This window comes from Streptomyces sp. NPDC101194 (assembly GCF_044767885.1).
In the GTDB taxonomy this organism is placed as follows: Bacteria; Actinomycetota; Actinomycetes; order Streptomycetales; family Streptomycetaceae; genus Streptomyces.
The window spans coordinates 408,098-420,410 of record NZ_JBIWOS010000001.1 but is presented as its reverse complement, the minus strand read 5'-3'; the positions used below and the strand labels follow the sequence as shown (position 1 = coordinate 420,410).

12 protein-coding genes are annotated in these 12,313 nt (G+C 70.4%); 1 reads left to right on the top strand and 11 read right to left on the bottom strand.

Annotated features, from left to right (window positions below; genetic code table 11):
- Positions 1-36: 36 nt before the first annotated feature.
- The 10 genes from ACIRP2_RS01870 to ACIRP2_RS01825 form a co-directional block, all read right to left on the bottom strand.
- A complete protein-coding gene (locus ACIRP2_RS01870) occupies positions 37-1,281 on the bottom strand; it encodes a beta-ketoacyl-[acyl-carrier-protein] synthase family protein (RefSeq protein ID WP_404245535.1) in 1,245 nt (414 codons plus the stop codon).
- The gene (locus ACIRP2_RS01865) at positions 1,278-1,517 is read right to left on the bottom strand and encodes an acyl carrier protein (RefSeq protein ID WP_351080480.1); all 240 of its coding nucleotides are present in this window, start codon (positions 1,515-1,517) and stop codon (positions 1,278-1,280) included. Before ACIRP2_RS01865 ends, ACIRP2_RS01870 begins: the two co-directional genes overlap by 4 nt.
- A gap of 69 nt (positions 1,518-1,586) precedes the next feature.
- The gene (locus ACIRP2_RS01860) at positions 1,587-2,618 is read right to left on the bottom strand and encodes a beta-ketoacyl-ACP synthase III (protein WP_404245533.1); all 1,032 of its coding nucleotides are present in this window, start codon (positions 2,616-2,618) and stop codon (positions 1,587-1,589) included.
- Positions 2,615-3,571 (bottom strand): VlmB-like protein, encoded by a 957-nt coding sequence (locus ACIRP2_RS01855; RefSeq protein ID WP_404245531.1) that lies wholly within the window; start codon positions 3,569-3,571, stop codon positions 2,615-2,617. Before ACIRP2_RS01855 ends, ACIRP2_RS01860 begins: the two co-directional genes overlap by 4 nt.
- Positions 3,568-4,104 (bottom strand): flavin reductase family protein, encoded by a 537-nt coding sequence (locus ACIRP2_RS01850; RefSeq protein WP_404245529.1) that lies wholly within the window; start codon positions 4,102-4,104, stop codon positions 3,568-3,570. The genes ACIRP2_RS01855 and ACIRP2_RS01850 overlap by 4 nt, the downstream gene beginning before the upstream one ends.
- Positions 4,101-4,604, bottom strand: coding sequence for a hypothetical protein (locus ACIRP2_RS01845; protein WP_391740939.1), 504 nt, complete (start codon positions 4,602-4,604; stop codon positions 4,101-4,103). Before ACIRP2_RS01845 ends, ACIRP2_RS01850 begins: the two co-directional genes overlap by 4 nt.
- On the bottom strand, positions 4,604-5,128 hold the full coding sequence (locus tag ACIRP2_RS01840; RefSeq protein WP_404245527.1) for an SRPBCC family protein: 525 nt from the start codon (positions 5,126-5,128) through the stop codon (positions 4,604-4,606). The genes ACIRP2_RS01845 and ACIRP2_RS01840 overlap by 1 nt, the downstream gene beginning before the upstream one ends.
- Before the next feature lie 54 nt (positions 5,129-5,182).
- Complete coding sequence (locus ACIRP2_RS01835) at positions 5,183-6,451, bottom strand: aspartate aminotransferase family protein (protein ID WP_404245525.1); 1,269 nt, start codon at positions 6,449-6,451, stop codon at positions 5,183-5,185.
- Between the two features lie 17 nt (positions 6,452-6,468).
- Positions 6,469-7,608, bottom strand: a complete 1,140-nt coding sequence (locus ACIRP2_RS01830; protein WP_404245523.1) for an acyl-CoA dehydrogenase — start codon at positions 7,606-7,608, stop codon at positions 6,469-6,471.
- Positions 7,608-9,209 (bottom strand): aldehyde dehydrogenase family protein, encoded by a 1,602-nt coding sequence (locus ACIRP2_RS01825; RefSeq protein ID WP_404245521.1) that lies wholly within the window; start codon positions 9,207-9,209, stop codon positions 7,608-7,610. The genes ACIRP2_RS01830 and ACIRP2_RS01825 overlap by 1 nt, the downstream gene beginning before the upstream one ends.
- Before the next feature lie 478 nt (positions 9,210-9,687).
- Here ACIRP2_RS01825 and ACIRP2_RS01820 point away from each other — a divergent pair, with 478 nt between their 5' ends.
- The gene (locus tag ACIRP2_RS01820; protein WP_404245519.1) at positions 9,688-10,575 is read left to right on the top strand and encodes a helix-turn-helix domain-containing protein; all 888 of its coding nucleotides are present in this window, start codon (positions 9,688-9,690) and stop codon (positions 10,573-10,575) included.
- A gap of 180 nt (positions 10,576-10,755) precedes the next feature.
- Here the strand turns inward: ACIRP2_RS01820 and ACIRP2_RS01815 are convergent, their stop codons facing one another.
- Entirely contained in the window at positions 10,756-12,231 is a 1,476-nt protein-coding gene (locus ACIRP2_RS01815) for a DHA2 family efflux MFS transporter permease subunit (RefSeq protein WP_404245517.1), read from the bottom strand.
- Positions 12,232-12,313 lie beyond the last annotated feature (82 nt).

Below are 12,313 nucleotides of genomic sequence, written 5' to 3'. Positions count from 1 at the left end.
GCGTTCTCCTTCATGTCGAGCCGAATGGCGCCGCGGTCAGGCCGCGGTGAACACGAGCACGGCGTTCTGTCCCCCGAATCCGAAGGAGTTGCTCAGCGCGACTCCGATCGGCAGGGCCCGGGGCGCCTTCGCCACGATGTCGACCTCGATGGCGGGGTCGACGCTGTCGAGGTTGGCGGTGGGCGGCACGGTCCCCTGTTCCAGGGCGAGGACGGTGAGCGCCGCCTCGATGGCTCCCGCGGCGCCGAGCGAGTGCCCGGTCACGCCCTTGGACGAGGTCACCGCGGGGCGCGCCCCGAGCACGCGTTTCAGCACCCGGGCCTCGGTGAGGTCGTTGAGCGGGGTCGAGGTGCCGTGCGCGTTCACGTGGTCGACCTCGTCCGGGGCCACCCCCGCGTCGCGCAGTGCCGTGCGGATCGCGCGTTCGGCGCCGCGCCCCTCGGGGTCGGGGGCGGTGGCGTGATGCGCGTCGGCCGACGCCCCGTACCCGCTCAGCCGGGCCCGAACCCGGGCGCCGCGGGCGCGGGCGTCGGCCTCCCGCTCCAGCACCAGCACCCCCGCGCCCTCCGCCGCCACGAATCCGTCCCGGTCGGTGTCGAACGGGCGGGAGGCCGCGGCCGGATCGTCGCTCCGCCTGGAGAGTGCTCCCATCCGGGCGAACCCGGTCAGCACCGTCGGGGTCAGGCTCGCCTCGGTGCCTCCCGTGATCACCACGTCGCAGGTGCCGGACCGCAGCAGGTCCCGCGCCGTACCGATGGCGGTGGCGCCCGAGGCGCATGCCGTGGCGGTGACCAGGTTGGGGCCGAGGGCGCCGAACTCCATGGCCGCGTATCCGGACACCATGTTGACCGCGGACATCGGCACCAGCATCGGCGAGACCGAGACCGGTCCCTGCCGGTCGAGGGTGCGGACCTGCTGCTCGAAGGTGGCGGTGCCGCCGAGGGCGTTGCCGAGGACCACACCGACCCGGGCTCCGTCCCAGTCGGCGGGGTCCAGCCCGCTCTCGTGGACGGCCTCCGCCGCGGCGATCAGGGCCAGTTGCACATAGCGGTCGAGCCGCCAGGCCCGCCGCTTGCCGAAGTGGGCCACCGGGTCGAAGTCGGCGGCGCGGCAGCTGAAGTCGACCGGCAGGCCCGCCAGACCGGGATCGCGGACCGCGGTCGGTTCGGCGTCCAGGACCCGCGCCCAGTTCTCCGCCACCCCGATACCCGCGGGAGTCGCCAGGCCGAGGCCGGTGACCGCGATGTCACGGGCCCGGGCGCTGTCGCGGTCGGAGATCACAGCACGGCGCTCTTGCTGTCGATGAGGGCGATCAGGTCCTTGACCGACGATTCGGCGCCGACCTCCTCGTCGTCGATCTGTATGCCGAACTCACCGCCGGCTACCAGGGCGAATTCGACCAGGGCCAGCGAGTCCAGGTCGAGATCGCGCATCGTGGTGTCCTCGGTGACCTCCTCCGGCTCGACTCCGAACCGGCTGACGAGAACCTCGGTGATCCGGTCGAGAACGCTGGGCATCTCTGTCTCCTTAGTACGCACGGGGGGTGGGACGGGTCGGGTGGTGGGGCGGTGCGGTCGTGCCTGCCGTCAGACGGCGTCCAGCTGCGGCCAGCGCAGCGTGGTGGAGCCCCAGGCGAGGCCGCCTCCGAAGGAGGTGAGCACCACCGAGTGGCCGGCGCGCAGGGTGCCGTCGGCCACCGAGTCGGCGAGCAGCAGCGGGACGGACGCCGCCGCGGTGTTGCCGACCCGGTCGATGTTGGACAGGGCGCGTTCGCCCGGCAGCCCGAGCTGTTCGGTGAGCGCGTCGAGAATGCGGGAGTTGGCCTGATGGGCGGCGAGCCGGTCGAGGTCCCGCACGGTCCAGCCGGCCCGGTCGACGACCTTTCGCACGGAACCGGTCATCCGCAGCACCGCGTGCCGGAACACCTGCTTGCCCTGCATGGCGAAGTAGTGGTCACGGGGACCGGCCGGTACCCCGCTGCTGCGCTGGCGCGAACCTCCGGCCGGCACCTCGATCAGATCGGAGAGGTGCCCGTCGGTGCCCAGGTCGAACGCGCCGAGCGCGCCCGGCTCGTCCGCCTCGCCCCGGCGCAGCACGACGGCTCCGGCACCGTCCCCGAAGATCGGACCGGTGGTGCGGTCCTGGGGATCGAGCAGTGTCGAGTAGGCGTCCGCGCCGATCACCAGGACGTCGTCCGCGGTACCGGAGGCGATCAGGCCCGCCCCGGTCGCCAGTGCGTAGACGAATCCGGCGCAGACGGCCCCGATGTCGAAGGCCGGGACGCCGTCCAGACCGAGCCGCGCGGCCACCTCCGGGGCGGTCGCCGGGCACGGGCGGTCCGGGGTGGTGGTGGCCAGGACCACCGCGCCGACGGATTCCTGCTGCGCCGACTTCAGGGCCCTGGCCCCGGCCTCGACGGCGAGCGAACCGGTCGACATCCCGGGCTCGATCACATGCCGCTGCCGGATGCCGGTACGGGTCCGGATCCACTCGTCCGAGGTGTCCAGCCGGGTGACGAGCTCCTCGTTGGTCACCACTCGGGGCGGCAGCCAGGCACCGAGCCCGCACAGCACCGCGGCGGGTCCGGTCGGCCGCCCGGCCGCGGCCGGGCCCGTCATGCGAGGGCCTCTTCCAGCCCCATGTACTTCAGGCGCTTGGCCTTCATGTCGTCGGACCACTGGTCGGCGGTGTCCTGCCGCTCCTGCGGGGTGGTGTCGATCAGCCGCCGGCCCGGCCAGATCTCGTAGTCGCCCACCACGTCACCGTGGCGGCTCAGCCCCTCCTGGAACCTCTCCTCGCGCCAGTGCACCATGTCGTGGGTGGGGAGCTCCTCCCACATGTCCATGCCGCGGCGGATGAGTTCGACGACCCGGTCCTTGTCCTGCGGGTGGTCGACCAGATGACGGCGCGCGATGTCCGCCCCGACCGTCAGATGACGGATCTCGTCGATGCCCGCGCCCTTGTCGATCTCCGCCGCCGCCGGGTCGAGGGGACGCCATTTGCGCTCGCTCAGTTCGGCGGCGGGGGCGAGGGCGCCCTCCAGGATGATGGTCATCATCACCACGCCGCCGATGAAGTCGCGGTCGTCACGCATGATCTCCAGGCTGCGCTGCTCCAGCGGCCCGAGCACGCTGTCCTTGTACGGCGAGGCGAAGGTGTCGACGGCCTCGACCAGCCGCTCGGGGGCGATGCCCAGTGCCAGCAGGTGGTTGCGGAAGACCATGGCGTGCCGGCACTCGTCCAGCACCTGGGTGGCGTAGAACTCCATGGTGTCGTTGTCCGGCGCGATCGGGACCAGGTACGACAGCACCCGGGTGGCCTTCTCCTCGGCCAGTGCCCGGAAGGCGTACTCCTGGGTGATGGCCTCGAAGAACGGCCCCTCCAGCATGTACGGGGCGACGGTGAGCGCGGGGTCGTGTCCGTCCGGCCGGCCTCGCAGCGTGCCCTGCGGTACGGCCTGCAGCCAGTAGCGGAGGTTGCAGTCCGCAGCGGTGAGTTCCAGGTCCATGGCGCCCTCGAGCAGCCCGGGGGCCTGGTCCCAGTCCGCCTCGGCGGGAATCTGCGTGGTCATGTGGTTTCCTCCTCGATCCGGATGTGACCGGGGTGAAGATGCCCGGCGAAGTACAGCAGTGGGGCCCCGTCGCTCTCGGCCGCGCAGGCCGTCACGGTGGCCAGCACGACCATGTGGTCCCCGGCCGGAACGCATTCGTGCACCCGGCAGTGCAGCCAGCTCAGGGCGGACCGCAGCCTCGGCACACCGCCCTCGCCCGGCGTCCACTGCACCCCTTGGAACTGGGCGCGTCCCGGACTCTTGGAGCGGCTGGCGAAGTGCCGGGCCAGCGCGGACTGGTGGGCGGCGAGCACATTGACGGTGAAGTCGCGGTGCTGCGTGATGCGCGGGAGCAGCGAACTGTCGTTCTGCAGGCAGACGGAGATCAGCGGAGGTTCGTGGGAGACGAAGGAGAACGCGCTGACCGTGCTGCCGTGCACCGCGTCCCCGCTGCCCACGGTCACCACCGACACCCCGGTGGGGAACCTCCGGGCCGCACTCCACACCGTGGTCTCGACGACCGGCCGGTGCGCCGTGCCGATCGGCGAGCTCATGAGGTGGCGGACTGACGGGCGGGAGCCGGGGCGGGGGCGGAGGCCGGCGGCCGTCCCGGTCCCTGCTCCACCGCAGCTTCCAGCGCGGCGAACTGCGGATGGACGACGGGCTCGAAGCTGACGCCGAACGGCTTCAGGAAATTGCCGAACAGGGCCCGGTCGCCGCACAGATGGATGGGGAGGGCGAGCAGCGCCCACTCGTTGCCGATCAGCAGGATCCACAGCAGGGCGACGGCGCCCTGGGTCGCCATGCTGTGCATGGTGTTGTACAGCACGTAGTACGCCTTCGGTATCCGCTTGGTCTTGCTGCGGTGATAGGCGATGGCGCCGGGGATGTAGCCGATCAGGTCGATGTAGACGAAGAGCAGGGCGAAGGGCCACCAGCGGATGTCGCCCAGGTGCCGGAAGAAGAAGTAGAAGCTGACACCGAGGGCGAAGAGGTATTCGAGCCGGATCAGCCGGTAGGTGGTCCTGGTGTCGAAGCGGTTCAGCGCATCCATCAGGCGCCTCCCCGGGCGGAGAGCGAGTGGGCCGGTTCCGGGGCGGGACCGGGCAGATCGGTGAGCGCCTCGCCGCCCTCCAGCACCGTGATGGAACCGAAGAGCCCTTCGAGCACGGAGCAGATGGCCCGCTTGATCACGCGTTCGGCGATGGGGTCCATGATTCCCACGAGGCTCTCGATGCCGAAGTCGTAGGTGACCTCGAAGCGGACCTCGATGCCGGAGCCGGCCGGGGTGAGCTGCCAGCTTCCCCGGAACTCCTCGAAGTCTCCGTCGGTCTGGTCGAATTCGATCCTCAGCTTCTCGGGGTCGAGGATCTCCGCCTCGTTCCAGCGCATGATGCCGCGCCGGAAGTTGACCTCCCAGTCGCTGTCGCGGGGTGCGTCGGGGGCGGTGGCCTGATGGGTTTCGACGACGTGGATGTCCTCCGCGATGTCCGCGAAGCGGGTGAAGTCCGCGATGGTCTCGAAGGCCGCCGAGGGGTTCTCGGTGTCCAGGGCCACCAGGAGGTGAATGCTTCTCACGGTGATTCTGCTCCAGTTGTCGGAGGGGGAAGGGCGGCCGTACGGTCCGGTGGCTCAGGCGATGACGGCGCGGGCGGCCTTCTCGAAGGCGTCGAGGAGGAACTGCACGTCGTCCTGGCTGAGCACCGCCGGTGGGGTCAGCCGCATGACGGTGGAGGAGTTGAGCGAGTGGTTGGCGAGGACGCCGGCGCCGATCAGCTCCAGGAGCAGGTCCCCGGCCAGTCCGGGCACGGTGAACTCCAGACCGATGAGCAGGCCCGCTCCGCGTACTTCGAGCAGCCGGTGGCCGAGCACCTCGCGGGCGATCCGCTCCAGCTCGGTCAGCAGCAGCCGTCCCAGCTCGTCGGACCGCTCGACCAGGGAGTCCTCCTTGATGGCGGCGAGCGCTCCACGGGCGGCGGCCATCGCGAGCGGGTTGCCGGAGAAGGTCGAGGTGTGGATGAACGGGTCCTTGTCGAAGGGCCGGAACGCCTCGGGGGTGGCCACCACCGCCGAGACCGGCACCACACCGCCGGCCAGTCCCTTGCCCACCAGGAGGATGTCCGGCACGACGCCCTCCCGGTCGGCGCCCCACCAGGTGCCCAGGCGGCCGAGTCCGGTCTGGATCTCGTCGAGCACGAAGAGTGCGCCGTACTCGCGGCAGAGCCGGGCGACGTCCCGCAGATAGCCCTCGGGCGGCACGATCACACCGGCCTCGCCCTGCACCGGCTCGACGATGACGCAGCCCTCTCCCGGGTGGCGTGCCAGCTCGGCCTCCAGGGCGGTCGCGTCGCCGTAGGGCACGTGCGAGACCTGCGGCAGCAAGGGCCGGAACGGCTCCTGGAAGACGTCCTTCGCGGTGAGGCTGAGGGCGCCCATGGTCTTGCCGTGGTAGCCGAGGTCCATGGAGATCAGATGGCTGCGGCCCTGGGCGCGCGCCAGCTTGATGGCGCCTTCCACCGCCTCCGCGCCTGATCCCGCGAAGTGCACCTTCTGCAGCCCGGCGGGAACGACGTCGATCAGTGCCTCGGCCGCGTCGACGACGGCGGGTTCGAGGAGCAGCCGGGTGGCGACCGGGTTGGCGTTGAGCTGCCGGGTCACCTCGGCGACGACCCGGGGGTGCCGGGCGCCCATCAGGAAGACGCCGTATCCCCCGCAGTTGAGGATGCGGCTCCCGGACGCGGTGTGGATCCAGGGGCCTTCGGCGGCGACCTCCACATCGCCGCCGAACATCTCGCCGAGCGAGGCGCGGCCCTTGCTCAGGAAGCGGCGGTAGCGGGTGACGAGGTCGGCGTACGGGTCCTTGGCGGGGGCCGGCGCGGTGTCGGTGTACGTGGTGGTCATCGTGGACGCTCCCGGTGTCATGCCACGACCAGCGGCTGGCCGGCGTAGTAGTCGAGCAGGCCGTCGACGGTGCTGGTGCGCGACGGCGGGTGGAAGGCGATCGCGTGGGTCGCCGCGGCGAGGTAGGCGATGTCGGAGGAGGAGATGAAGGCCATGCCGCCGAGCATCTCCACGGCCTGTGAGGTGATCTCGGCGATCAGCTTCTGCACGCCGAACCGGGTGACCAGCGCGGCCGCGAGCCCGTCGTTGTCGGTGTCGCCGTCCATGACGCGCCGAGCCAGTCCCTCGGTGAGCGCGGCCGCGGTCTCGATGCCGACGGCGAGCGCCCCGCGGTCGGCGGCGGAGCCGCGTCCGCGCTTGAGCACCCGGTCGACCAGGGAGCTGGCCATGCCGGTGTAGGCGGCACACACGATCATCTGGAACCAGATCAGTCCGATCTCCTGGAGCTCGCTGAGCTCCTCGGCCAGTTCGGCCGGCGGCTGGAGGATCTGCCGATCGGTCACGAACACATCGGTCAGACGCACCTCGTTGCTCTCGGTGCCCTGCAGCGCGCTGGTCTTCCAGAAGGGGTGCACGCTGATGCCGGGGGTGTCGGCGGGCAGGATCAGAAAGCCCATGTCGACCGAGCCGTCCGGCCGGCGCATCCCGACGCTCGCGGTGATCAGATCCATGGACTTCGACAGGCTGCACGGCTTCTTGGAGCCGGTCAGCAGATACCCGCCGTCCACCGGCCGGGCTTCCATGGTGGGGCTGAGGATCCCCTGTTCGGTACGGCCCTCGGCGAAGGCCGAGGCCACCAGCAGGCGTTCCTGGGAGACCCGCTTCAGCAGCAGTTCGTCGAGGTCCGTGCCGTCGGCGAAGGTGTCGGCGACACCGAAGAGCGTGCCGATCGAGAAGTGGTGCATGGCCGTCGCCACGGAGAGGGAGGGAGCCGCGGCGCCCAGGGCGCGCACCACCCGGGCCGCCTGGAGCGCGGTGGCGTCCGCCCCGCCGAACGCGGCGGGCACCAGCAGATTGGACCCGCCGTGGTCGCGGAAGATCCCGACGGCGGGACTGTCGCCCGACTCCAGTTCGGCGAAGGGGACTTCGGCCAGCCGGTCCAGCAGGCCGGGCAGCAGCGCGTCACAGGTTTCGCGGTCGGCTTGCATGAACTGCATTACTGCTCCTCAGAGTTGTTTTCCGGGGTGGCGGTCGGCACCGGTCCCGGACGCATCCCGGCGAGCTCGGCGTACGCTCCGAACACCGCCTCGCGCGGCCTTACCCCGGTGGCGCGGGAGACGCCCTGCAGATGAGTGGTGCGCAGCATCGGGTAGTTGGCCTCGCCGAAGGCGCCGCCGGTACGTCCGGTGCCGCCGTGCGTCGGCAGATAGGGCAGGAAGCCGATGTGCGAGTCGTTGACCTTGAGCAGACCGCCGTTGGAGACCTCGTCCACGAAGCGGTCGGCGACGGCCTCGTCCTTGGTCCACAGCGAGTTGCGGAGCCCGTAGGGGTTGCTGTTGACATAGGCGAGCATCCGGTCGAGCAGCTCGCCGTCGGGGGCCTGCTCGGGCACGATGACCGGCAGCAGCGGGAAGAACGTCTCCTCGGCGACCGCCTCGATGTCCCGGCAGTTCTCGAGGCCGTCCACCCGCAGGACGGTCGGTTCCAGGAAGAGGCCCGTGTCGGAGGGCGTGCCGTCGGTCTCCATCCGGCGGGCGCCGTGGATCAGGGTGGCGCCCTTGTCCAGTGCGTCCTGGACGTAGGCGTAGAAGCGCTCGCTGCGCAGTACGGGGGAGAGCAGCGCGCCGGGGTCCTCGGGCAGTCCCGGGCGGATCAGTGACGCGGTCAGCCGCAGGCGTTCCAGCAGTTGCTCGGCGACGGCGGGGTGCACGATCACCTGGTTGGGCACCATGCAGATCTGCCCCGAGCCGAAGAAGCACTCGACGAGTGCCTCGCAGGCGGCTTCGAGATCGGCGTCGTGCCAGATCAGCACGGCGTCGTTGCCCGCGAGTTCGAGGACGGGCTTCTTGCCGTGCGCGACGCAGTCCCGCTCCAGCTCCAGGCCGGTGGTCACGCCCCCGGTGTAGAAGATGTCGTTGACGTGCGGGCTCTCCAGCCAGCTCCTGATGGCCGGTCCGGGGCGGGAGCAGAAGACGTTGAGCGTGCCCGGGGGCGCGCCGATGTCGTCGAGCGCCGGGGCGACCAGCTCACGCATCGCGTACATGACGCCGAGCGGCGCGCTGCGCGGGGCCCGCACGACCACGGCGTTGCCGGCGATCAGCGGGGTGATCCCGAACAGGGCACTGCTGGCGGGAGCGTTCTGCGGCGGGTTGACGGCGACCACGCCGTCCGCCACACGCCGTACGGTCATCCGCCTGCCGGCGTGCTCGATGCTCTGCTCCATCTGCCGGGCGCACCAGCCGAGGGTCTCCTCGCTGAAGATCTCCAGCAGACCGGCCACCTGCCATTCGGCGAGCGCCCTGGGGTTTCCTTCGGCGATGAGCAGATCGACGAACTCCAGGTGGTGGCGGAGCAGCCGTTCGCGGATTCCCCGGCCCAGCGCGAGACGCCGTTCCAGCGGAAACCGCGCCCACACCGGAGCCGCCTCGGCCGCTTCGCGGGACGCCTCTTCGACCGTGCGGTCGTCGGCCAGCGCGCAGCGTCCCACGACAAAGTCCGCCGCGTCCGCGGGATCGGCTTTACCACGCTCCAGTTTCCGTTTGAGTGTCAGGCTCCTGAAGACGTCGTCAAGAATCGACGACGTCTTCACCGTGTACACGTGTCTTTCCGCTGGCACCTCATGTCCGGCGATATACGAGTCGTAGCTGAGGAACACGGGCCGGGGCGGTCGCGAACCACTCGTGGCGACTTGTCCGAAGGTCCCTGTGGGAGATTCCACGATTCGACGTCTTCCTTCCGAGGTGCTGGATGCTCGACGCTGCGGAGACAAAGGCTGCGGAAACACGGAAGTGGCCGAAAGCTGCGCGACTCGGCACGTCGGCGATTCTGGCAGGGCGCACTGATACGGCCCTGACGGTCGACTGACCCATCCGGATACTGGACGGGCCCGAGGCCACACGTCCGAGATCAGGACAGTCCGGATTCTTATCGTCGATTCGCCGTTTATTTACGGGGAGAACAACATCGCGGCAGGCGATTAAAAGCCCTGCGGCCATGGGCGAATCATTCCGGCCAAAGTTTATTACAGCTCACGGACGGGCCGGGAAGGGGGAAGTCGGGCTGCCTACCATGGACAAATGCGCGGACACACGATGCCCAGCGGACACACGAAGCCCAATCGAATCGGCCCCATGCTCCGGGAGTGGCGCCACCGCCGCAATCTGAGCCAAATGGCGCTCGCCCTGATGGCGGAGACATCCAGCCGTCATCTGAGCTTCATAGAGACCGGCCGCGCCAGGCCGAGTCGCGAACTGCTCCTGCGGCTCTGCGACCAGTTGGACGTGCCCGTGCGTCAGCGCAACCGTTTGATCATGGCCGCCGGATATGCGCCCACCTACGAGGAGACTCCGCTCGGCGAGTCCCACATGGATCGAGCCAATGAGGCCGTCGAACGGCTCCTCACCGGCCACGAGCCGTACCCCGCGCTGGTCTTCGACACCGTTTCGGATCTGTGCCGAGCCAACAGGTCGGCGATGGCGCTGCTGGACGGTGTCGCCGAGGAGCTGCTGCTGCCGCCCGTCAACGTCGTGCGGCTCGGGCTGCATCCGATGGGTATGGCGCGGCGGATCACCAACTTCGCCGAGTGGCGCCGGCATCTGCTCTCCCGGCTGCGGCGCGATGCCGCGTTCACCGACGACGAGCGGCTCGGTTCCCTGTACGAGGAGGTCCGCGCCTACCGCTACCCGTCGGGTCTGCTGGGGCCGGAGCCCAGCACCCCCGATCCCGCGGAGGCCCACCACGTCGCGATTCCGCTGCACATCCGCGCGCTCGGGACCGAGTTGAGATTCTTCAGTGCCGTGACCGCCTTCGTGGCACCCGCCGACGCCACACTGGCCGAGCTGACCATAGAGACGTTCTATCCCGCCGACAGGCACACGGCCGCCACGCTCCACTCCCACCACTGGAGCGAACATCTGCGTGCGGCGGTTCCGGAGGGGTGTCCCCTGCTGCCGACCGGCCGTTGAGCACACCCGCGGCCGGGGGCGCGCCCGACGGGTACGAGTCGGGGTGTGCGGGTGCGCTCGGCGGGCCCGGGTCCGCGTGCGGACGGGGCGAGCCCGAGGGCTGTCCCGTGATCCCTGGCGGATCGGCGCGCCAGGGGTTTCGGGACAGCCCTCGGGAAGGTCTTCCCGGCCACCGTGCGCTCAGACGGTCTCCTCGACCCCCGTGCGCTCGGAAGGCTTCGCGGGCGCGGGCCTTCCCGGCAGCAGCTGGATGGCGACGACCAGGACGAGCGCGAGGGCGGCCAGGTACACCAGCCCGGCGTCCAGCCCGTCCGCGGCGCTCGCCGGGGCGGCGTCGACGCTGCCGTAGTAGATGATGCCGATCAGCGCGACGCCCAGCGCGTTGCCCACCTGCATCATCGTGGTCAGAACCCCGGAGGCCGCACCGGCCAGGCGCGGCGGAATACCGGCCAGGACCGTCGAGTTGAGCGGTGCCATCACCATGCCCATCCCCGCTCCGTCGAGCAGCAGGGCCGGGGTGAGCAGCCAGATGTTCCCCTCGACGCCGATGCGGGAGACCGTGAGGAAGAGCAGCAGCTGGCCGACCGCGATGAGCACGCCGCCGAGGGCCAGGGCCTGTCGCCCCAGCCATGCGCCGAGCCGCCGCCCGGAGACGGACGTGACGAAGAATCCGACGCCCATGACCGTGAAGGTGAGACCGGAGTCCAGTGCGCTCAGGCCGCGGCCCTGCTGCAGATACAGCGCGAGGACGAGGAAGAACGAGGCCATCCCCGAATAGAAGACGATCACCGCGAGCAGTCCGACGGTGAACGCACGCTGCCGGAAGAGCCCCGGATCCAGCAGGGGCGAGCCACCGCTCGCCGACAGCCGTCGCTGATGCAGCAGGAAGGCGCCGAGGAACGGCACGGCGAGGATCAGGCACACCCAGGTCCAGGCCGGCCAGCCCGCCTCCCGGCCTTCGACCAGCGGCAGCACCACGGCCGCAAGCCCCAGGGTGACCAGCACCATCCCGGGGATGTCGAGCCGGCTGGCCCCCTCCGCGCGTGACTCCGAGATCTGCTTCGGGGTCAGCAGCAGGGCGGCGACCCCGATCGGCACGTTGATCAGGAAGCAGCTGCGCCAGCCCAGCCCGGCGACATCGGCCTCGATCAGCGCCCCGCCTATCAGCTGGCCGCCGACCGAGGCCGAGGCCAGGACCAGGCCGTACGCCGTGAACGCCCGAGCGCGGGAGGCTCCGGTGTACGTGACCCCGAGAATGGTCAGCACCTGCGGCGAGAGCACCGCGGCCCCGATGCCCTGGGCGACCCTGGCGAGCACCAGCACCGGGGCGTCGGGGGCGATCCCGCACACCAGCGAGGCCACCGTGAACAGCAGCAGCCCGATGACGTACAGACGGCGTCGGCCGAAGATGTCACCCAGCCGTCCCGCCGTGATCAGGCCGCAGGCGTACGCCAGCCCGTATCCGGCCACGATCAGCTGGACCTGGGCCGTACTCGCGCCGAGCTCGCCCTGCACCGCCGGGATCGCGACATTCACGATGAAGAAGTCGAGCACGACCATGAAGGTTCCGGCCAGGATCACCGGCAGTGCCAGGGAGCCGGCGCCGCCGGCGGTGGCGCGGTCCGCTTTCGGTGGTGCGGTGTTGGCGTCGTTCACAGCGCTCTTCCCCACGCTCGAACCAGTACGAGTCCCCCACCTTCCGCGCGCGGCGGAGAGGGTGTCGATTACCTGCCAGGTA

Coding starts and splice junctions, on each gene's coding strand:
- ACIRP2_RS01865 (WP_351080480.1), bottom strand. CDS start 1,517: ATGCCCAGCGTTCTCGACCGGATCACCGAGGTTCTCGTCAGCCGGTTC.
- ACIRP2_RS01860 (WP_404245533.1), bottom strand. CDS start 2,618: ATGACGGGCCCGGCCGCGGCCGGGCGGCCGACCGGACCCGCCGCGGTG.
- ACIRP2_RS01855 (WP_404245531.1), bottom strand. CDS start 3,571: ATGACCACGCAGATTCCCGCCGAGGCGGACTGGGACCAGGCCCCCGGG.
- ACIRP2_RS01850 (WP_404245529.1), bottom strand. CDS start 4,104: ATGAGCTCGCCGATCGGCACGGCGCACCGGCCGGTCGTCGAGACCACG.
- ACIRP2_RS01845 (WP_391740939.1), bottom strand. CDS start 4,604: ATGGATGCGCTGAACCGCTTCGACACCAGGACCACCTACCGGCTGATC.
- ACIRP2_RS01835 (WP_404245525.1), bottom strand. CDS start 6,451: ATGACCACCACGTACACCGACACCGCGCCGGCCCCCGCCAAGGACCCG.
- ACIRP2_RS01830 (WP_404245523.1), bottom strand. CDS start 7,608: ATGCAGTTCATGCAAGCCGACCGCGAAACCTGTGACGCGCTGCTGCCC.
- ACIRP2_RS01820 (WP_404245519.1), top strand. CDS start 9,688: ATGCGCGGACACACGATGCCCAGCGGACACACGAAGCCCAATCGAATC.